We start from the raw sequence: 19820 nt of genomic DNA on the forward strand, positions 1-19820 counted from the left end.
GGACCACATGTAACGCTCCATATTGCCGGTCAGGTGCAGTTCCACCTCGCGCTGGGGTTCACGCTCATCCGGCCAGGCGTGCAGCCCCCGGAGCTGGTCATAGGTCAACACCCTGTGCTCCACGTGTTCAAAGCCCACGCCGGGGTCATCGAGTCTCGGTCCCGGGTTCATTGCCACCATAGCGGCACCGGCGCCGTGGTTGTCCGGGCCATGCGAGATGTGGCGGTCCGCCACCGGAGGCTGGCCCCCGTTGCCGTGCATCATCCCATCCATGGAACCGTGATCCATGGCGCCATCACTGCCATGATCCGCCATGCCCATGGCTGCCATGCCACGCTCGGTACGCGGATAGAGTTCCGGCACCGGCGCCGTCATGCCCTCACGCACGGCCAGGGTGCCGCGAGTGAATCCGGAGCGGTCCTGGGACTGGGCAAACAGGGTATAGGCCTCGTCCTGCGGCTCGATGATGACATCGTAGGTCTCAGCCACACCGATGCGGAACTCATCCGTCTCCACAGGCTCGACCTTCTGGCCATCCGCCTCGACAACCGTCATCGGGAGCTCAGGAATGCGCACATCGAAAATGGACATGGCCGAGGCGTTGATCACGCGCAGACGTACCTTCTCGCCCGGCTCAAACAGACCGGTCCAGTTGTCATCCGGCGACATGCCATTCATCAGGTAGGTGTACTCGGCGCCGGTCACATCCAGTATGTCCCGGGGTGTCATGCGCATGCGGCCCCACATGCCCGCCTTCTCCCAGGCAGCACTCCACCCCATGGTCGCAACGTCCTCGAAGAAATCGGAAACCGTGCGCCGGTTGTAGTTGTAATAGCCTTCCGCCACCTTCAGGTTGCGCATGACCTCCGACGGGTCATTGAAGGTCCAGTCGGAGAGGACAACGGCATACTCCCGGTCGTATTCGAACGGCTCCGGTTCCTCCGGGTCCACGATCAGCGGCCCGTAGTGGCCCAGCTGCTCCTGCAAGCCGGAATGGCTGTGATACCAGTAGGTGCCGCTCTGGCGTACCGGGTAGCGGTATTCGAAGGTCTCACCCGGGGCGATCCCCGGGAAGCTCACGCCCGGCACCCCATCCATCTCGAACGGCAGCAGGATGCCGTGCCAGTGGATGGATGTGGGCTCGTCAAGCCGGTTGGCCACACGTAGCACCGCTTCGCGGCCCTCGCGCAGCCGGATCAACGGCGCCGGTACCGAACCATTCACCGTGATCGGCTGCACGCTCCGGCGGCCATCGATGGTCAGCGGGGTGCGATCAATGGTCAGCTCATAGATGTCCGAGTTGCCCTCTGTACGTCGTGTCAGCTCCCGGTTACCGGTCAGGCCCAGGGCATAGCCCGGCAGGAGGCTGCCAAGCCCAAGCATCAGGCCCATTGTGGAGCCCGTTCTGAGAATGTCACGGCGCGACAGGGGGCGTGGCTTCTGGTGGTTGCTCATGCTCAAACTCCCTCAATCTCCGGATCGTCGGCCCGGTCGACGAGAATGGAAGAATGAGCCTGGCACAAAAAGCTGACATGAAACTGACGGCCCGCAAAACGGCTCTGTCAGCCCCGGTTCAGCTTCTGTCATTATGGTCAGCAGGATAGTGTTCATACGCCGACCAGGGAGATTCCATGCCATCAGACCATGACCGAACCCCCAGGTACGCCCGGAACAGCCTGACACTGCCCGGCGCCGTGATGCTCGGCACCGGTGTAATGATCGGCGCCGGCATATTCGCGCTCACCGGCCAGATGGCGGAGATGACGGGCACCCTGTTCCCTCTTGCTTTCCTGTCGGCTGCCGTGATCGTGGCGTTCAGCGCCTACTCCTACATCAAGATGTCCAATACCTACCCCTCGGCCGGGGGGATCGGCATGTATCTGCACAAGGCCTATGGCAGCACCCTGCCCACGGCATTCAATGCCCTGCTGATGTACTTCTCGATGGTCATCGCCCAGAGTTTCCTGGCCCGGACATTCGGTGCCTATACCCTCCAGCTGTTCGAGATCGGCGACCAGAGCCAGCTGGTGCCGCTGCTGGGTGTCGGACTGCTCCTGCTGGCCTTTCTTATCAACCTGTCGGGGAATCGCCTGATTGAGGGCACGGCATCGGCCATCGGGGTGATCAAGATCGGCGGGATCATTGGGTTTTGACTCGTCGGCGTTGCACTCGCGGACAGCATCGCGGTGGACTTTGCGCGCTCCGAGCCACAACCGACCTACGCCGGCTTCCTGGGCGCCACTGCACTGGGCATACTTGCCTTCAAGGGCTTCACCACCATCACCAACAGTGGCTCCGAGCTCACGGACCCCCACCGCAATGTGGGCCGCGCCATCATCATTTCCATAGCGCTCTGTGTCGTGATCTACACGCTGGTGGGCTTCGCGGTGGCAAGCAACCTGTCACTGCCCGCGATCATCGAGACCCGGAACTATTCCCTGGCCGCGGCCGCCCGGCCAGCGCTCGGTGACTACGGCCTCTGGTTCACGGTCATCCTGGCGATGACGGCTACTGCCGGCGGCATCATCGCGAGCATTTTCGCCGTCTCGCGCATGCTTGCCATGCTCACCGAAATGAAGCTCGTTCCCCACAGCCATTTCGGAATGCCGGGCGACATCCAGAAGCATACCCTGGTCTATACCGTGGTTCTGGGCCTGATCCTGACCGCGTTTTTTGATCTGACCAGAATCGCCGCGCTGGGCATCATTTTCTATCTGATCATGGACATCGCCATTCACTGGGGCGTGCTGCGCTACCTCAGGCATACGGTCGGCGCCCATCCCGCCATCCTGGTGACGGCCATCCTGCTTGATGTCATAGTCCTGGGTGGTTTTATCTGGGTTAAGATCACCAGTGACCCCATTGTCATTGGCGTGGCGGCGCTGGCCATGGTTGTCATACTGTTCGTGGAGAGTGTCTTTCTCGCCAACAACCCTGTGCACTCCGGGAACAGCCACCATCATCACGGTAACTGAGCAAGGAGCATCCTATGGAACTCAAGACCTTCAAAGACCTGATCGACTGGACCCGCACCCTCCACCACCACATGGCCGCGTGCCTGGCACACTGCGCCAGCGAGCACCAGGAAGAGCGTGCGCGGATACTGCTCGACTACCTCGCAACCCACGAGACAGAACTGGAGAAACTGGTTACAGACTTTGAGAGGGAAGGTGACGCCCGGGCCCTGAAGACCTGGATCTATGACTTCCTCTCCCACAAACCGATCGAGACGCACCGGACCTGTGATCTCCCCTACACCCGTATGGGATTCGATGACATCTGCCACGAGATCTTTGATTTCCACGACCAGATCATCGATCTCTACCAGAACCTCAAGGATCGCGCCGAGATTCCAGAGGCCCGGGAAATGGTGGAAAACCTGCTGAACCTGGAACGTCACGAAGCCATGCGGATCGCCCGGGAAATCGGACGCATGCAGGACGTGTGAGAGGCGTGTTTCAGAAGATGGTCCGGGAGGTGGGACTCGAACCCACAAGGCACAAGGCCACTCGATTTTGAGTCGAGCGCGTCTACCAGTTCCGCCACTCCCGGTCAGGCTGGCTCACTGCAATGGGCAGTGACCGCCGGATTATACGCGCGGCCAGTGCCGCGTCAATCACAGAGCGTCGAACAGCGACAGACGTGAGATCCGGGCGAACGACTGCTGGGCCGCCTGGAGCGTGAAGTTCTGCTGGGTCAGACGGCTGATGGCCTCGGCATAATCCACATCTTCCAGGTCTGACAAAGTCTCCTGAGCCAGAAGATCGCTGTCCTTCAGGAACTCTTTGGTGCTTTCCACGGTATTCAGGCGTGTACCCACGCCGGCCTGGATTTCCGTGGCCCGGTCCTCGGCGTTCTGCAGGTTGGCCAGACCCTGGTCGATGGTATCCTCAAGCGCTTCGCGCCCTTCCGGGGTATTGGGGTGTGTCTCAAGCCCCTCGATCATCTTCTCCATGGTGCCGAAGATGCTCTGCTGGTCGCCACTGGTCACCGTAAAGCTATCATCCTTTTTCGGCTCACCGCTGACCTCAAACCGCATTCCATTCACTTCGATGGGATTGCCGCTCACATAGTCCTCACCCGAAATGAACTCCTCACCCGTTCTCTGGGATTTGACGGTGTATTCGGTGTTCCCGCTAACCTCGTCGAAAGTAACCACCAGGTCGTCTGGGTAGAATTGCTCGAACTCCTCCCGGTCGGTTACAACGCCGCTGCTGATCCGGCCGCTGCCCTCGTTATTCTGGGCCGCACGGGTATTGAACGTGGGCCGGTCGCTGGGAATGGCCTCGAACGTCTCCCGGCCATTGTCGTTCACCTTGATCGTGACCCCGTCATCGATCTGCACTGAACGCTCGCCGGAATCGCCCCGGTACTCAATGTTGCCGGACACATCCTCGCCAAACGGCTTTTCCCCGCCCTGGAAACCGGCAAACAGGAACTCGCCTTCCGGGCCCTTGGTGTTGGCCAGGCTGACCATCTGCCCCTTCACCTGCCGCAGCTCCTGGGCGATGGACTCACGATCCGACTCACTCAGAGAACCACTGCCCGCCTGGACCATCAGTTCGCGGGTGCGCGCCAGCGCATCCGTATAGCTGGACAGCGTCCCGTCTTCCCGTTCCAGGCGGGTCTGTGTCATGTCCAGAGTATCCTGGTACTGCTCGCTGCGCGCCAGGTCATCCTTGAGCTGAACGATACGGGTGGACGCCACCGGGTCATCAGAGGGGCTGAGCACCTCCTTGCCAGTGGCCACCTGCTCCTGGGTACGCGCCTGCTGGGCGTTAAGGTTCTGGAACTGCTGGATCCCCTGGTTGAAGATCTGGCTGGTGGAAACACGCATGATCCGCCTCCCTTAGTTGAAGGTGCCGAGCAGGGTATTGAACAGGTCCCGGGCTACGGAGACCACCTGCGATGAGGCGCTGTAGGCGTTCTGGAACTGGATGAGCCTGCCGGCTTCTTCGTCCAGATTAACGCCGGACTGCTCCTCCCACTGTTTCTGGGACTGCTCCATGAGCGTCCCCGCTGCTTCCTTGTCGACCTGGGCAGTCTGGGTGCGCGAGCCCACATCCTCGACCACGGAGCCATAGGCGTCCGTGAAGCTGAAATTGCCGTTATCGAGATAGTTCTTGGCGTTCAGGTCGCCCAGCGCCAGGCCGTTACGGTTGTCCGACGTGCCGCCCTCGTTGGTTTCAAGGCGGAAACTGTCGCCGGCCTCAGGGTTCCCGCTGAGTTCGAACTGGAAGCCTTTGTAGGCCGGGTCGCTGCTGGGAGCAGGATCAAAGAAATTCTCCGGAGATGGATTATCAGTCGCCGTTAGACGCACGCCATCGGCAAGCGTGGTATCCACATAGCCGCCAACGGTTGCCTGTTCACCATCGCTGAGCGTCTCCGATCCAGTAGTCCCCCCATCCCCATAGGGATTCGGTTTCCCAACACCGAGCTCAGCGCCATTGGTTGCGTCGAGCGAGATGCGGATATCTTCACCACGGTCCGACCGCAGCTTCACACTGTCTCCATCGTTTGTAACCGAGAGCCCCAGCGACTGGAAGTCTGAGTTCTCTTGAATAGCTTGGTTAAGGCTATCCGCCGTCAGCGGTCCATTGACATTCAGAGTTACATCTTTGACATCCCCACCTTCCACAAGAGCAACCTCGATATCAGGGTTGTTCCCCTGATTTGAAGGATCTGGAGTCAGCGTTGCTTCCGTGTAAGCCGTCGCCTCTACGCCACGCTGGTTATTGAGCTTGTCGGCAATCGACCGAGCTGATTCTTTATCACCGCCCTCGTTGATAGTGATTGGTGACTGGGTTGATACCACTCCTGTTTCGGGATCGCGGGTCCGTATGGTGATGTTTTGCTCGCCGTAAACAGAATCAGGATCAGCGGTAGGGCCATTTTCCGCTGGCCCTGAAGCCGTTAAGGTCCGACTACCCGGATCCCCACTGAACACGGTATTCGTCTTCCCCGGCTCAAACCGCACATTGTTCATGGGCGGATCCAGTGGCTTGGGGTTGGCAGGGTCGGAAACGTCCACCACCTCATAGCGGTTCTCCGAAAGGAACCGGATCTCCATGGGCGGATCAAGGTTGCCGTTCTCGTCCAGGGCATCCAGCCGGCGGCCGGTCTCCGGATCGCGGATGTTGAGCATGGTTCCCTGGGTGATCTGCCCGGTCCCCTGGTTGCCACTGCTGGCCTCGGCGCGGATGGGGGCTGCCAGGGCGATCTGTTCACCGGCCACAATTTCCGTCGCCATATCCCGGGCGCCATTGTAGGTGGGCCGGATGGTGAACTCATCGCCCTGCTGGAAATCGCCGGACTCCAGTTCGATCTCAAAGCCTTCCATGGAGATGGTCGAGGGCCGGCTGTCACTGATGCTGCCGGTTTTAACCAGTTCCCCGCTGGTGGCATCGCGGATGCGGTACTGCTGGTCATCCGGGCCGGTGAATTCCAGCGTGTAGGAGCGGGTATCCAGCTTGCTGCTGTCGGTGATGTTCACACGGGCCTGGCGGTCGCCGCTTTCGGCGGTTTCAGCGGAGGGCGTGATCCGCCCACGGGCCAGGCTTTCCGAGTTGATATCGCGAAAGAAGTTGCCCCCCAGGTTGCCATTAAGATCCTGGCCCAGCTGGTGCTGCTCGTTCATGCGCTCGGACAGCCCAATGGCGATCCGCCCGATCCCATTCAGGGTCGGCTCCAGGATCTCGTCCCGGAAGGTCAGGTTGCCACCCAAGGCACCACCCGTAATCTCATGGGTGATGGCCCGATCGCGACCAACGCCCTCCAGCAGCACTTCCCGACGGCCCGCCTGCTCGGTGCTGCCTGACAGACGCAGCGTGGCGCTGTTGCCCTTGCTGACAATGCCCTGGCCCTTGCCGATGCTCACATCAACGGTGCCGTCGTTGTTCTCATTGGTCTGGACCTGCACCAGCTCCGAAAGCTGCCGCAGCTTCTCGTCCCGCTTGTCCAGAAGCTCGTTGGCATCGCGCCCACTGGCACGCCCCGGTGACTCCGCGATCTTGAGATTGAGCTCCGCGATACCATCCGCTAGCGAGTTGATCTCGTTAAGATTCGCGGAAATGCGGTCATCCACGGTCTGCTCTCGGGAACGCAGCTGACTGTCCACGGACTTGAACCGTGCCACCAGATTATCAGCCTGGTTCAGCGCCTGCTCGCGCAGCGAGCTGGAGGCCGGGCTCTCTGCTGCATCCTGGAGGGTGCCGAAGAACTGGGTCAGGGCCTGGTTAAGACCGGTTTTCTCGTTCCCCAGGAGATCGTCCATGCCATTCAGGTTCTCGACCAGGGCGGTCTGTTCCGAGTGAAGGGTGGTGTCTGAACGCAGCTGGGTATTGATGAATTCATCGTTGAGGCGCTGTATGTCGGCAACGTTAACGCCCTGTCCAATGTAACCACTCCCCGTAGCCTGGGAGGGATTGGAGACGAAATCCGCCCGCTGCCGGCTGTAGCCGGGCGTATTGGCGTTGGTGATGTTGTTACTGGTGGTCTCCAGTGCCTTCTGGTTGGACAGGATCCCGGTCAGGCCCGTATTCAGCAGACTCATGGCAGCTTACTCCCCTTCCGTCCCGTCATCGATCACGGCACCCAGCGTGGGCCGCTCCATGATGTTCTGGATCTTGTCGGCATAGGCCGGGTCCGTGGCGTAACCGGCATCCTGGAGCGCCTGGGCGAAGGCCTGCGGGTCATCCGCCTGCTGCAGTACCTTCTGGTAGCGCGGGTTCTCGTTCAGGAAGCTGGCGTAGTCCTCGAAGCTGCTGGCGTAATCCGGATAGGCGCGGAAATCCGCCTTTTCCTTCAGCGGCAGCCCATCCCGGTATTCGGTGGTGGTGATCTCGACCTTATCCCCGTTCCAGCGCTCATCCGCCTTGATGCCGAACAGGTTGCGACTGGGTTCCTGCTCACCGCCGATCATGTTGCGCCCCCAGCCGGTTTCCAGCGCGGCCTGCGCGATCATCACCTGCGCCGGCACACCGGTCTGCTCACTGACATCACGGGCGATGGGGCTGAGCTCCTGAACGAAGTGCTCCGGCCCTTTAAACTGTTCCGGCAGCTCGTTGCCGCTGCCCGCAGCAGAGCCCGAGCTGGCATTCCCCTCTTCCGGCATCATCTGGCGGACTTCGTCCACACGCTCTGCCAGCTGCGGATCCGGAGCCGGCATCTGACGGCTGTAATCAGTGATGCTCGTCCTTGCATCCGGGCGGCCTGCGCCCTGCTGTCCTCCGCCCAGCTGGCGCACCAACTGATCGGCGATGCCGATGCTGCGCTCCTGGGTCAGGCTCAGGGTCAGCTGCTTGTCGAACATGTCCTGGTACTGCTCGGTCTCCTGGCTGTTCAGGTAGTTACCCTCGCTGAACACCTCGTTAGCCGAACGCATGGACTTCATCATCTGCTGCAGGAACAGCGCCTCGAACTGCTTGGCAACCTTTTCGAGCGCCTTGTCCCGATCGGTATCGGCCAGACGCTTGAGATCGCTCATGGCACTCATGTCGGTATAGATGTGCGCGTCGCTGGTGCCGCCTGCAGATGACTGGATCATAGCTTCAACCTCAGATGACGATCAGTTCCGCGCGCAGGGCGCCGGACTGTTTGAGAGCCTCGAGCACCGCCATGATGTCGCCCGGGGCCGCGCCCACCTGGTTCACGGACTGCACGATCTCGTTCAGCGTAACCGCCGGCCCGAACTTGAACATGCGGGCCTCCTCCTGCTCGATGGCCACATCCGTCTGCGGAACAACGACCGGGTCGCCCTCGCCGAAAAGGCCCGGAGCCACCGCTTCCGGGTTCTCGGTAATAGTCACGCTGAGATTGCCGTGCGTGACCGCTGCCGGGCTCACCTTGACGTTCTGACCCACCACGATGGTGCCGGTGCGTGAGTTGATCACCACCTTGGCGGCTTCCTCCGCCGGCGAGACCTCAATGTTCTCCACGATGGAGAGGAAGCTGACGCGCTGTGAGGCATCCCGGGGCGCCCGCACCCGCACGGACGAGGCATTCTTCGCATACGCCGTCTCCGCGCCGAGCTTGTTGTTGATCGCCTCAACCACCCGGCGCGCCGTGGTGAAATCCGGATTACGCAGGTTCAGGGTGATGGTGTCCCCTTCCGAAAAGGCGGTAGGTACGCGGCGTTCAACGGTCGCGCCCTGGGGAATACGCCCGACACTGGGAATGTTCACGGAAATCGAAGAGCCGTCCTGACCCTCGGCGCCGAAGCCCCCGACCACGAGACTTCCCTGGGCCATGGCATAGGTCTTTCCGTCCGCCCCCTGCAGCGGTGTCATCAGAAGCGTGCCGCCGCGCAGGCTGTCCGCATCGCCAACCGAGGAGACGGTGACGTCAATTTCCTGGCCGGGGCTGGCAAAGGGCTGCAGATCCGCCGTGACCATGACGGCCGCGACGTTGTCCGCACCGGGGTCAACGCCCGGCGGAATAGTGATGCCGAACTGATCCATCATGTTGCGCAGGCTCTGGTTCGTGAACGGCGCTCCATCCCCGCTGCCATCAAGTCCCACCACCAGGCCGTAACCGACCAGCTGGTTGTCGCGCACGCCCTTGACCGAGGTCAGGTCCTTGAGCCGGTCCGCCTGGACCGGTGTGGCGACCATCACTGCCAGCATCAATACCGCGGCAATCCGGTTCCACATGGCAAACCCTCCTGTACGAAACCTCAAAGCGGCCACCATTCACTGTTGAAGAAGCGGGTCAGCCAGCCCATGCGGTTGGCCTGATCAAAGTCGCCGGTCCCGCCATAGGAAATCCGCGCGTCCGCGATCCGGCGGGAACTCACCCGGTTATCCGAACCGATGTCCTGCTGGCGGATCAGACCGGACACCCGCACGTATTCCTTGCCCTGGGTCAGCTCCAGCCATTTCTCACCGCGCACCCGCAACACACCATTGGGCATGACCTCCACCACGGTGACCGTGATGCTGCCAGTGATCTGGTTGCTCTGATCTGCCTCGGCCTCGCCGTCGAACTGCCGGTCCTGCCCCACATCGGTCCCGATATCCAAACCGGTCTGACCCAGCACCGATGGCGCTTCAAGGCCTGTTTCACTGTCCTTCGCGATGCTCGTGTTGGATGTCTTGGAGGCCGATGTGCTTTCCTGTAGCTGCACCGTCACAACATCCCCGACATTCAGCGCCTTGCTGTCGCTGAACAGGTTATGCCTGCGGGAGTTCTGGTAAATGGAGCCGTTGACCGGCTGATCCGCCATCATGGCCTCTGGCTCCACCGGCGCGAACGCGGGATCACCTGGCTTGGCCCGCTCACGGGTCATCGCCTGGCAGCCCGCCAGCGTCACCATCAGGATCAGCAACGCGGCCCTTTTGAGCAGTATGGACGGCTTGGTCATAACGGTTCTCCCCCTACCCGACGCGTTACAGGTTCTGGGTAATGAACTGGAGCATCTGATCCGAGGAGGAGACGACCTTGGAGTTCATCTCGTAGGCCCGCTGGGTGGTGATCATGTTCACCATTTCCTCGACCACCTCCACATTGGAGCCCTCCAGCATGCCCTGCTCGATGGTGCCGATGCCGTCAATGCCGGCCTCCCCGATCAACGGGTCCCCGCTGGCCGCGGTCTCCTGATAGAGGTTGCTGCCTATGGCCTGAAGCCCCTGGGGGTTCACGAAATCCGCCAGCTCGATCTGGCCCAGCTGCTGCGGTTCCGGCTCGTTGGCAATCTTGGCGCTGACAGTGCCGTCACGTCCGATGGTCACGGAAGTGGCATCTTCGGGAACGTTGATGTTGGGTTCCAGCGGGTTGCCGTTGGGCGTGACAATATCGCCCTCGGAATTGAGCTGGAATTCACCATTGCGGGTGTAGGCGATCTCACCATCCGGCTTGAGCACCTGGAAGAAGCCATCGCCGTCAATGGCCAGGTCCAGGGACTGGTCCGTGACCTTCATGTCCCCCTGGGTATGCTCCTTGCTGGTGGCCGCAACGCGTACACCAGTACCCAGCTGCAGCCCGGAAGGCAATTCCGTATTCTGGGAAGACAGGCCGCCGGGCTGGCGCTCCGTCTGGTACATCAGATCCTGGAAATTGGCCCGGTCACGCTTGAATCCGGTGGTATTGACGTTCGCCAGGTTGTTGGAGATGGTGCTCAGCTGCTTGTCCTGAGCGGCGAGGCCGGTCTTGCTGACCCAAAGTGCTGGATGCATTGTTCTGTCCTCCGATCGCGTGGGTGAGGCGCCCTTCCGGGCGGGCGGCATCGGGTTGCCGCTTTTCCGTCACCCATGACGTTTCCATCAGAGGTCTTGCAACAAGCGTGCCACGCTCTGGCTGTTCTCGTCGGCGGTCTGCATGGCCTTGACCTGCATCTCGTACTGGCGGGAAAGCTGCAGGTTCTGGATCATGGATTCCACGGCGGAGACGTTGGAGCCCTCCAGAAACCCGCTGACCACCTGGACATCGCCGTCCGGCTGCAGGGGGCCCTGCTGGTCGGCATCCGGTTTAAGACGGAAAAGACCGTCATCCCCCTTCTGGATCTGGTCCTCCCCCGGGTCCACCAGCTTGAGCCGGTCCACTTCCACCAGCTGGTCACTGGGCGCCCCGGCCGGAACGACTGAAAGCGTGCCATCCGAGCCGATCTCGATCTTATCCGCCGGCGGCACGGCAACCGGGCCTCCGTTACCCATGACCGGCAGCCCTTCGCCGTTACGCAGAATGCCATTGGCATCAACCTGAAGGCTTCCGGCACGGGTATAGGCCTCATCACCGGGTTCCGGCTCCACCGCCAGCCAACCGTCACCCTTGATGGCGATATCCAGGGAGCGACCGGTCTGCTTCATGGGGCCATGGCTCAGGTCCGCCCCGGGGTTCTCCGTCATGGCATAGGCCCGGGACGGATGATGCTCGCCGTATACCGGCATGCTGCGGGCATTGGCGAAGTCCTGCTTGAACCCGGTAGTGTCCGCGTTCGCCAGGTTGTTGGCGTTGACCTGCTGCGCGTACATGTTCTGCTTGGCGCCGGTCATCGAAATGTAGAGCGAGCGGTCCATGGAACCCTCCTGTGCTCATTCAGCCTCAACCTGTGGGATTACCGCAGGTTGATGATGGTCTGGGTGATCTGGTCCGAGGTCTCAATGGTCTTGGAGTTGGCCTGGAAGTTCCGCTGGGCGGTAATCAGACCCACGAGCTGCTCGGAGAGATCGACGTTGGATTCCTCAACGGAGCTGGACTGGATTGCGCCCAGGGGACCGGTATTGGGGCGGCTGATCACCGCATCGCCGGAGTCGATGGTTTCAACCCAGGCGGTATCCCCAACCGGAGCAAGCCCTTCGTTGTTCCGGAAATTGGCCAGAGCGATCTGGCCCAGCGCCTCGGACTCGCCATTGCTGAAACGCGCCTGGATCACGCCTTCTTCGCTCACATCCAGGCCCGTCAGCCGGCCGGTCGCGAAGCCATTCTGCTGGAGGTCATTGACGGCGAATCCGGAGCCGACCTGGGTAGTGTTGCTGTAATCGATGACGAAGTTGGAGCTGTTCGAATCCGGGTCTAACGGAAGAGTATCTTCGGTCGTATCCGGTCTTTCAGCACCGTTATAGTTGCCGTCCTCATCCTTGGGCACCCAGTTATTGATCAGAACATCTTCCGATTCCGCAGTATCCAGGCTGCCATTTTCCTCAAAGACCAGTTCGAATCCGTCTTCTCCGTCAGGGCCATTCCCGTCTTTACCTACTCGCTCACCGTCAATCTCGACATAGCTTTTCCAGGCATTGTTTGCCGGATCCTCCTTCACGAAGTACTGGGTCATTTCATGAGGGTTGCCCAGGCTGTCGTAAATCGTTGTGGAGGTTGAATGATTATAGGTATTCGAATCATCACGGTTGAATGCATTCTGGGGGTCATCGGTTCCTGTCTCACTACCGCTCAGAACTTCAGTGCCGCCATTTTCGGTAAGATCATACCCCTCGCGCACGGTAAAGGTGAGATTGCCGAGTACCGAGTAGGAAGCATTATTACCGCTTTCGAGCGTTTGCGGGCCGGTGTTGTCGTCATCAGAATCGACTTCAAGCTGTGAACCGTTGCTGCCAGTTAGCCCAAATTCAAGATTGCGTCCTTCGTTGTCGTTGACCTTAAGGTTGCCGCCATTAATAGAAGCGTTCAGTGCGACTGAGCCATCCGCATTGATTGCGTCGGCCACGTTCTGAAGAGTGTCCCCCGCACCAATGGGGTAACCGAAGCTCTCTCCGTCAGAAAGAGTAATCTCAAACTGATCCCCATCCTGCAGGCCGACGCCCGTCTCAGAAACCGTAGCCGCAGAGCCTGCCGTTGCGTCGACTCCATCCACATTGGCGAAGCGCGCAGCAATACTGGCCCCGGATTCACCAGCGTTCGTCGGAATTGGCGTTGTACCCCCATCCGGGTCGGTAACCGTGAACTCGGTCGCATCAAAGCCGGCCGCCCCGTTGCGTAACGCGTCAATGCCGTCACCTGCAGCCTCGTAGACTGTCTGATCCACTCTAAGAACCGACTCCCTAGAATCCAGGTTCAGATTCGCCGCAACATTGGTGGTGGACTTGGGCGCCAGGTTCTCAGTGTTCACCTCAAGATCGCCACGAACATCACCAACCTGCCCGCTTTCATTGGCCTGGAACCCCTGAACCCGGGCCCCCTGGTTATTGGTGACAAAACCCTCCTCATCCACACCGAACTGGCCGGCCCGCGAGAACTGGCGTTCGCCATTGGCGCCCTCCAGAACGAAGAACCCCTCCCCATCAATGGCCATGTCCAGGCCATTACTGGTGGCGGTGATGTTGCCCTGCTGGAAAAGCTGCCGGGTGTTCTGAACGCTGACCCCGTCACCCGCGGACGTATCGCCCAGGTTCTGAAGGCCGGAGCTGTAGAGGTCACCAAACTCCGTCCGCGAGCGCTTGAAGCCCGTGGTGCTGGCGTTGGCGATGTTGTTGCCTTTCACGTCCAGATCCGTCTGGGCCGCATTGAGTCCGCTGAGTGCGATATTGAACGCCATGGTAAACCTCGCCCACTACTTGTTATCAGTTGATCTGTTTGACCTGGTCCAGCGGCACTGAGCCGCGCCCTGCCAAGTTCAGCGTCACGCCCCCGTTCTCCAGGTTGACGCTGTCCACGTTCGCATTGAGCCGGGTAGCCAGCTCCTGGGTCTCGCCGTCGTACTGGGCTTCCGCCTGGACCCGGTAATCGCCCGGCTCCATCAGATCGCCGTCGCCATTCTCACCGTCCCAGCTGAAATCCACTGTGCCGCTGCCCTGCTGGCCCATGTCCATCTGGCGAACCAGTTCCCCGGAAGGGTTGTACACGTTGACCCGCAGATTCGAGGTAGCCGAAGGCACTTCCACCGCTCCTTTCACCTCGCCCTCAGGGCCAAGGTTGGCGATGTTGCCCTCCACCTGAACCTGCTGCCCTACCATGGCGGAGGCCTGCAGCGCCTGGGTCGAGCGGAACTGACCCATGGCATCCTCAACCGAGGTATTCAGGCTCTGCATCTCCTCCAGGGAGGAGAACTGGGCCAGCTGGGCCACAAAATCCTCGTTCTTCTGCGGGTCCAGTGGGTTCTGGTTCTGCATCTGGGCCATCATGAGATCCATGAACTCATTGCGGCCCATATCCGAGGCCTTGTTGCCGCCCTCGCTCTTGCCGCCCTGATTCTGGTTCCGGTACTCCTTGAGGATGTCCGAAGCCGAATTGGTTGAGCTGTTAACGCCGTCCATCGTCGCTACCCCCGTTCCCGCTTACTGGCCCTGACCCAGCGTCATGACGCGCTGCATCATGCTCTTGGCCGTGTTCATCACCTCAACGTTGGTCTGGAAGGAGCGCGACGCCGACATCATGTCCGCCATCTCCTCCACCACGTTGACGTTCGGGTAATACACATAGCCGTTGTCATCCGCCTTGGGATGATCCGGCTGATAACGCTGCTCCAGCTCAACATCGCTTTCCACGATGGCATCCACCTGAACCCCGGCGGATTCCAGTTCGTTGCGCGAAAAACCCGCGTCCTGCACGCCGCCGCCCTGGCCCATCATGTCCGCCTGGATGGCGGAAAAAACGGGCTTGCGCGCACGGTAAACGTCATCCGTACTGGAACTGGCCGTCTCGGCGTTCGCCAGGTTGCTGGAGGTTGTGTTCAGCCGGATCGACTGGGCCGACATGGCAGAGCCGGCAATATCAAAGACCTGATTGAGTGACATGGTTTACTGCCCCGCGAGTGCGTCTTTGAGTCCCTTAATACTGCTGTTCAGGAACTGGAAACTGGACTGGAACTCCATGGAGTTGCGCATGTACTTGGACATCTCCGTCTGGGTATCCACGGTATTACCATCGATCGACGGCTGGATCGGGTTGCGGTACATCAGCTCCGGATTGCCGCCACCGCCACCCTCGCCGGTCATATGCCCGGAGTCCGAGGCCGTCATCGCCAGGCCTTCCTGCTGGCCCTGGGCCTGCTGAAGGGCCGCCTGGAAGTCGATGTCACGCGCCTTGTAGCCGGGCGTATCGGCATTGGCGAGGTTGTTGGCGAGCACTTCGGAGCGCTGGGAGCGCAACCGCAGAGCGTCATCGTGAATGCCGAATGCGTTGTCAAAGCTGATCGTGGTCATGACTGGCCCCTTTTTGCCGGGTAATCGGGCTTTGTCGGTATTAAGCAATAGCGGTGCCAAAGTGCTACACTCCTTTGTATTCAGGCATTAACGCCGCAACGGCAACAATACGGGTGCCATAGCGGCAAACCTGTGCCAGTGCCGGAAACCGCTGTCTTCGGGGTCAATTGTGAGCCCAGGAGTTTGCTGGTAACGTTCCCTCAACATGGATGCGATCGTTGGACAATGATGAACGTACCCCTCATGCCTTCGAGCCTGACGGCCATGGACCCCAAGCAGAAACCGAACGCCATCCCGCCCATGCCGGATTACCATGCGCGGGTGCTCGGCTACATGGCCGGTGCTGCCATTCTCGGCACAGGGGTGTTTCTCGATCACTTCCATGACTACCTGATCTGGTTCGTGCCGCTGGCTCTGATCTGGCCGCACGTTCTCTACTTCCTGTCCCGGGCGATATTCCCCAGGCGCACGCCACAGATCCGCGAGCGCATACTGCTGCTCGACGGCTTCCTGATCGGCTCCCTGACGGTCTATATCGAGTTCAGCGTCATCCCCTCGCTGATGCTGCTGCTGATGATCAGCTTCAGCGGCATCATTGTCGGGGGGCTGAGAGCCTGGGCGCTGAACGTTGCCGCACTGGCGGTTGGGGTGACTACGTCACTGCCGATTGCCGGCGTCAGCTTCGAGCCCTGGGCTCCGCCCACCCTCACCGTGGTGAGCGGCGTGGTGACCACGCTCTATGTATGCGTCATGGCCTTCTACACCTATCTCCAGGCGCGCGCGCTGGTGGCGGCCAAGTCCCAGATCCAGTACCAGCGTGAACAGTCCATCGCCCTATCCCACAAGCTGGCCAAATACCTCTCGCCACAGGTGTGGCAGTCCATCTTCACCGGTGAACGCGACGTGCGGCTGGAAACCCAGCGCAAGAAGCTGGCCGTCTTCTTCTCCGACATCCAGGGTTTCACCGAGCTTTCCGAGGAGATGGAACCGGAAGGGCTGACGGAGCTGCTCAACACCTACTTCACCGAGATGTCCCAGATCGCGCTGAAGTACGGCGGCACCATCGACAAGTTCGTGGGTGACAGCATCATGATCTTCTTCGGCGACCCCACCAGCCAGGGCGCGAAGAAGGACACACAGGCCTGTGTCTCGATGGCCATCGAGATGCGCAAGCACATGACGGTGCTGCGCCAGAAATGGAAGAGCCAGGGCATCCGCACGCCCCTGGAGATACGGATGGGCATAAGCACCGGGTTCTGCACCGTCGGCAACTTCGGCGCGGACAACCGTATGGATTACACCATCATCGGCAAGGAAGTGAACCTGGCAAGCCGTCTGGAGGAACTGGCGGATCCGGGCGAGATCCTGGTTTCCTACGAGACCTTCTCACTGATCAAGGACAGCATCCTGTGCCGGGACAAGGGCGAAATCACCGTAAAAGGGTTCGCACGGCCGGTACCCATCTACCAGGTGATCGACTTCCGCCAGGACGTGGGCGACCAGCGCAGCTTCCTGGAGCATGAGGGGGACGGCTTCGCGATGTATCTGGATTCCGAGAAAGTCGACGAGCGTGAACGCGAACACATCATACAGGCGCTGGACCGGGCGGCCCGACGCCTGCGTGACGAATAGCGCCTACTGGCGCAGCAACCTTGATGCTGGCGCATCGCCCTGGTGGGTCGAGCGCCAGGGGTTGATGTCGAGCCCGCCACGGCGTGTATAGAACGCCCCCACACTCAGCCGCTCCGGCGTCAGGGCATCCCTCAGATCCGTGAAAATCCGCTCCACACAGGCCTCGTGGAAGTCCCGTGCCTCACGGTAGCTGATGACATAGCCCAGCAGCGCCTCCGGCCGCATGCGGGCCCCCGTATAGTGGACCACAAGCGTGGCCCAGTCCGGCTGGCCCGTCACCGGGCAGAGGCTGCGCAGCAGGTGCGAACACAGGCTCTCGGTGACCACGTCGCCGTCCAGCGAACGCAGTGAGGCCAGAGGGCCATCGGCGGGCATGATCACACCTTCCACGTCATCAATCAGGTGTGCCCCTTCCGGCCGTGCCACCAGTCCGGCATCCGCGTCCACATCCCCCAGCACCACGGACACTGCAGCGCCCGCGGCCTCGGACAGATCCCGCTCGATGGTGGTGCGCACCGACTCCACGCCTTCGAACACTGTGCTGTTGAAGGCATTGAGATACAGCTTGAGCGACTTTGATTCGATCAGATTGGGCGAATCCGCGGGCACCCGGAACTCGGCGGTGGCCACCCGGGGCACCCCGTCCGGGCGCAGCCAGCTCAATTCCCAGGCCTGCCAGCGGTCCTCGCCCTGCCAGGGCCAGCCGTCAGCCAGCCCCAGGGAGTCCCGTGCCTGTGCCCGGGCCACAGGATACAGGAGCGCCGGATCATAGTGCTCAGGGTAGGCGCTGGTCCGGCCCAGTGGTGCATCATCCAGTTCCATGTCGCCTCCTCAGCTGCGGATGCCCTTGCCCCGGTCAAGCAGGCGCAGGCTCACCGTGAACAGCACCACTGCAAACACCACCAGCATGGCGATCGCCCACACCGGCCCCACATCCGAGGCGCCCAGGACACCATAGCGGAAGGCGTTCACCATATAGAGAATGGGATTGGCCATGGAGAGCCCCTGCCAGAACGGATCCAGCAGGTTGATGGAATAGAACACGCCCCCGAGGTAGGTCAGTGGCGTCAGCACAAAGGTCGGCACAATCGAGATGTCATCGAACTTGGTGGCGAACATCGCGTTGATGAATCCGCCCAGAGAGAACACCAGTGAGGTGAGCAGCGCCGTGGTAACCACCAGGACCGGGCTGTAGAACTCCAGGGTGGTGAACGCCAGCGACACCAGCATGACCACGAAACCCACGATCAGTCCGCGCGCCATGCCACCCGCAAGGTAGCCGGTCAGGATCACCCAGTTGGGCGTGGGCGAGACCAGCAGTTCCTCAATGCTGCGCTGGAACTTCATGCTGAAGAACGAGGACACCACATTGGCGTAGGAGCTGGTGATCACCGACATCATGATCAGCCCCGGCACAATGAACTCCATGTAGTCATAGCCTTCCATGGGCCCGATGCGGCTTCCGATCAGGTTGCCGAAGATCACGAAGTACAGAGTCATGGTCACCGCCGGCGGCAACAGGGTCTGCGGCCAGATGCGGGTGAAGCGCCGCACCTCGCGCACGACAATGGTCATGAAGGCGATCCAGATCTGGTACGGCGTCATGCGCTCTCCTCCTCTTCGGATGCCGGCAGCGAGCGGCCCACCAGGCTCATGAACAGCTCCTCCAGCCGGTTGGAACGGTTGCGCATGCTGGTCACCTCCCAGCCCTGTTCACCGAGCTGGCGGAAGACGTCGTTCAGTCCGTCCTCCTTTTCAACCTCGACGACCAGTGCCCCCTCATCATTGCGGAAGCAGTGGTAGCCCTCCAGCTGCGGCAGGGTTCCGGGATCGTTGCGGATATCGAGAATAAAATGCTCCATGCTCAGCTGCTGCAGCAGTGCCTGCTTGGAGGTGTGCTGAAGAATGCGGCCACCGTCGATGATCGCGATGTTGCGGCACAACGCTTCCGCCTCCTCCAGATAGTGAGTGGTCAGGATGATCGTGACCCCCTCGCGGTTGATGCGCTCAAGAAAGCCCCACATGGAACGCCGCAGCTCAATGTCCACGCCCGCCGTGGGTTCGTCCAGGATCAGCACCCGGGGCTCATGCACCAGAGCCCGGGCGATGAGCAGCCGGCGCTTCATGCCTCCCGACAGCATACGCGCCGGTGAATTGCGCTTATCCCACAGGCCCAGCTCACGCAGGTAACGCTCGGCATTGAGCGCCGCCCGGGCCGGCGCCATACCGTAATAACCGGCCTGGGTGCGCACGATGTCGCCCACTTTCTCGAACTGATTGAAGTTGAACTCCTGGGGCACAAAGCCGAGCCATGTCTTGAGGCGGGCGGGATCGGTATCCAGATCGGCATCGAAAACCCGCACCTGCCCGGCCGTCTTGCGCACCAGTGAGGCAAGCACGCCGAGCGTGGTGGATTTACCGGCCCCGTTCGGCCCCAGCAGGGCAAAGAAATCACCAGCTTCGACCTGCATATCAATCCCCTTCAGCGCCTCAAGGCCACCGGGAAAGGTCTTGCGCAATCCGCGAATATCCAGTGCGTATTCCATAGAGATCTCTTATCGAATCAACGTCGCTGATTATGGGGATCACGTGCCCTGA

17 protein-coding genes, 1 tRNA gene and 1 pseudogene are annotated in these 19820 nt (G+C 60.9%); 3 read left to right on the forward strand and 16 right to left on the reverse strand.

The genetic code is table 11. The annotated features are described in order from the left end of the window. On the reverse strand, positions 1-1455 hold a 1455-nt coding region (locus QZ501_RS04275), incomplete at its 3' end, for a copper resistance system multicopper oxidase (protein WP_295717472.1). A 176-nt stretch (positions 1456-1631) separates the two neighbouring features. Here QZ501_RS04275 and QZ501_RS04280 point away from each other — a divergent pair. Further along, positions 1632-2975: pseudogene (locus QZ501_RS04280) on the forward strand (APC family permease). Between the two features lie 14 nt (positions 2976-2989). Then, entirely contained in the window at positions 2990-3448 is a 459-nt protein-coding gene (locus QZ501_RS04285) for an ATPase (protein ID WP_295717474.1), read from the forward strand. A gap of 18 nt (positions 3449-3466) precedes the next feature. On the opposite strand, the gene QZ501_RS04290 is transcribed toward QZ501_RS04285, so the two are convergent. From QZ501_RS04290 to flgB, 12 genes are all read right to left on the reverse strand, one after another. After that, a tRNA-Leu gene (locus QZ501_RS04290) sits at positions 3467-3552 on the reverse strand. A 64-nt stretch (positions 3553-3616) separates the two neighbouring features. Then, positions 3617-4837: a flagellar hook-associated protein FlgL gene (flgL, locus tag QZ501_RS04295; RefSeq protein WP_295717476.1), complete on the reverse strand. Its 1221-nt coding sequence runs from the start codon at positions 4835-4837 to the stop codon at positions 3617-3619. A gap of 12 nt (positions 4838-4849) precedes the next feature. Then, positions 4850-7552: a flagellar hook-associated protein FlgK gene (gene flgK / locus QZ501_RS04300; protein WP_295717478.1), complete on the reverse strand. Its 2703-nt coding sequence runs from the start codon at positions 7550-7552 to the stop codon at positions 4850-4852. Between the two features lie 6 nt (positions 7553-7558). Further along, on the reverse strand, positions 7559-8545 hold the full coding sequence (flgJ, locus tag QZ501_RS04305) for a flagellar assembly peptidoglycan hydrolase FlgJ (protein WP_295717480.1): 987 nt from the start codon (positions 8543-8545) through the stop codon (positions 7559-7561). 10 nt (positions 8546-8555) lie between these two features. Beyond that, entirely contained in the window at positions 8556-9650 is a 1095-nt protein-coding gene (locus QZ501_RS04310) for a flagellar basal body P-ring protein FlgI (RefSeq protein ID WP_160899117.1), read from the reverse strand. 23 nt (positions 9651-9673) lie between these two features. Beyond that, the gene (flgH, locus tag QZ501_RS04315) at positions 9674-10360 is read right to left on the reverse strand and encodes a flagellar basal body L-ring protein FlgH (protein WP_160899116.1); all 687 of its coding nucleotides are present in this window, start codon (positions 10358-10360) and stop codon (positions 9674-9676) included. 25 nt (positions 10361-10385) lie between these two features. Continuing rightward, the gene (gene flgG, locus QZ501_RS04320) at positions 10386-11171 is read right to left on the reverse strand and encodes a flagellar basal-body rod protein FlgG (RefSeq protein WP_151440611.1); all 786 of its coding nucleotides are present in this window, start codon (positions 11169-11171) and stop codon (positions 10386-10388) included. Between the two features lie 87 nt (positions 11172-11258). Next, positions 11259-12011, reverse strand: a complete 753-nt coding sequence (flgF, locus tag QZ501_RS04325; protein WP_160899115.1) for a flagellar basal-body rod protein FlgF — start codon at positions 12009-12011, stop codon at positions 11259-11261. Between the two features lie 38 nt (positions 12012-12049). Then, positions 12050-13984 carry a flagellar hook protein FlgE gene (locus tag QZ501_RS04330; protein ID WP_295717487.1) on the reverse strand — a complete coding sequence of 645 codons (1935 nt, stop codon included), beginning with the start codon at positions 13982-13984 and terminating at the stop codon, positions 12050-12052. A 25-nt stretch (positions 13985-14009) separates the two neighbouring features. Next, a complete protein-coding gene (locus QZ501_RS04335) occupies positions 14010-14702 on the reverse strand; it encodes a flagellar hook assembly protein FlgD (protein WP_295717490.1) in 693 nt (230 codons plus the stop codon). Positions 14703-14723: 21 nt separating this feature from the next. Beyond that, the gene (gene flgC, locus QZ501_RS04340) at positions 14724-15182 is read right to left on the reverse strand and encodes a flagellar basal body rod protein FlgC (RefSeq protein WP_160899112.1); all 459 of its coding nucleotides are present in this window, start codon (positions 15180-15182) and stop codon (positions 14724-14726) included. Positions 15183-15185: 3 nt separating this feature from the next. After that, positions 15186-15590 (reverse strand): flagellar basal body rod protein FlgB, encoded by a 405-nt coding sequence (flgB, locus tag QZ501_RS04345; RefSeq protein ID WP_151440616.1) that lies wholly within the window; start codon positions 15588-15590, stop codon positions 15186-15188. Between the two features lie 225 nt (positions 15591-15815). Between flgB and QZ501_RS04350 the strand changes: the two genes are divergently transcribed. After that, positions 15816-17222: an adenylate/guanylate cyclase domain-containing protein gene (locus tag QZ501_RS04350; protein ID WP_237416574.1), complete on the forward strand. Its 1407-nt coding sequence runs from the start codon at positions 15816-15818 to the stop codon at positions 17220-17222. Positions 17223-17225: 3 nt separating this feature from the next. Here QZ501_RS04350 and queF read toward each other — a convergent pair whose 3' ends face one another. From queF to QZ501_RS04365, 3 genes are read right to left on the reverse strand one after another with little or no spacing between them, the layout of a single operon-like run. After that, a complete protein-coding gene (gene queF / locus QZ501_RS04355) occupies positions 17226-18044 on the reverse strand; it encodes an NADPH-dependent 7-cyano-7-deazaguanine reductase QueF (RefSeq protein ID WP_295717495.1) in 819 nt (272 codons plus the stop codon). 9 nt (positions 18045-18053) lie between these two features. Continuing rightward, a complete protein-coding gene (locus QZ501_RS04360; protein WP_151440618.1) occupies positions 18054-18827 on the reverse strand; it encodes an ABC transporter permease in 774 nt (257 codons plus the stop codon). Further along, positions 18824-19768 carry an ABC transporter ATP-binding protein gene (locus QZ501_RS04365; RefSeq protein WP_151440619.1) on the reverse strand — a complete coding sequence of 315 codons (945 nt, stop codon included), beginning with the start codon at positions 19766-19768 and terminating at the stop codon, positions 18824-18826. The genes QZ501_RS04360 and QZ501_RS04365 overlap by 4 nt, the downstream gene beginning before the upstream one ends. Positions 19769-19820: the final 52 nt, after the last annotated feature.

Origin of the sequence: uncultured Halovibrio sp. (assembly GCF_913056445.1) — a bacterium.
GTDB classification, from domain to species: Bacteria; Pseudomonadota; Gammaproteobacteria; order Pseudomonadales; family Oleiphilaceae; genus Halospina; species Halospina utahensis_B.

Coding starts and splice junctions, on each gene's coding strand:
- QZ501_RS04285 (WP_295717474.1), top strand. CDS start 2,990: ATGGAACTCAAGACCTTCAAAGACCTGATCGACTGGACCCGCACCCTC.
- flgL (WP_295717476.1), bottom strand. CDS start 4,837: ATGCGTGTTTCCACCAGCCAGATCTTCAACCAGGGGATCCAGCAGTTC.
- flgK (WP_295717478.1), bottom strand. CDS start 7,552: ATGAGTCTGCTGAATACGGGCCTGACCGGGATCCTGTCCAACCAGAAG.
- flgJ (WP_295717480.1), bottom strand. CDS start 8,545: ATGATCCAGTCATCTGCAGGCGGCACCAGCGACGCGCACATCTATACC.
- QZ501_RS04310 (WP_160899117.1), bottom strand. CDS start 9,650: ATGTGGAACCGGATTGCCGCGGTATTGATGCTGGCAGTGATGGTCGCC.
- flgH (WP_160899116.1), bottom strand. CDS start 10,360: ATGACCAAGCCGTCCATACTGCTCAAAAGGGCCGCGTTGCTGATCCTG.
- flgG (WP_151440611.1), bottom strand. CDS start 11,171: ATGCATCCAGCACTTTGGGTCAGCAAGACCGGCCTCGCCGCTCAGGAC.
- flgF (WP_160899115.1), bottom strand. CDS start 12,011: ATGGACCGCTCGCTCTACATTTCGATGACCGGCGCCAAGCAGAACATG.
- QZ501_RS04330 (WP_295717487.1), bottom strand. CDS start 13,984: ATGGCGTTCAATATCGCACTCAGCGGACTCAATGCGGCCCAGACGGAT.
- QZ501_RS04335 (WP_295717490.1), bottom strand. CDS start 14,702: ATGGACGGCGTTAACAGCTCAACCAATTCGGCTTCGGACATCCTCAAG.
- flgC (WP_160899112.1), bottom strand. CDS start 15,182: ATGTCACTCAATCAGGTCTTTGATATTGCCGGCTCTGCCATGTCGGCC.
- flgB (WP_151440616.1), bottom strand. CDS start 15,590: ATGACCACGATCAGCTTTGACAACGCATTCGGCATTCACGATGACGCT.
- QZ501_RS04350 (WP_237416574.1), top strand. CDS start 15,816: ATGATGAACGTACCCCTCATGCCTTCGAGCCTGACGGCCATGGACCCC.
- queF (WP_295717495.1), bottom strand. CDS start 18,044: ATGGAACTGGATGATGCACCACTGGGCCGGACCAGCGCCTACCCTGAG.
- QZ501_RS04360 (WP_151440618.1), bottom strand. CDS start 18,827: ATGACGCCGTACCAGATCTGGATCGCCTTCATGACCATTGTCGTGCGC.
- QZ501_RS04365 (WP_151440619.1), bottom strand. CDS start 19,768: ATGGAATACGCACTGGATATTCGCGGATTGCGCAAGACCTTTCCCGGT.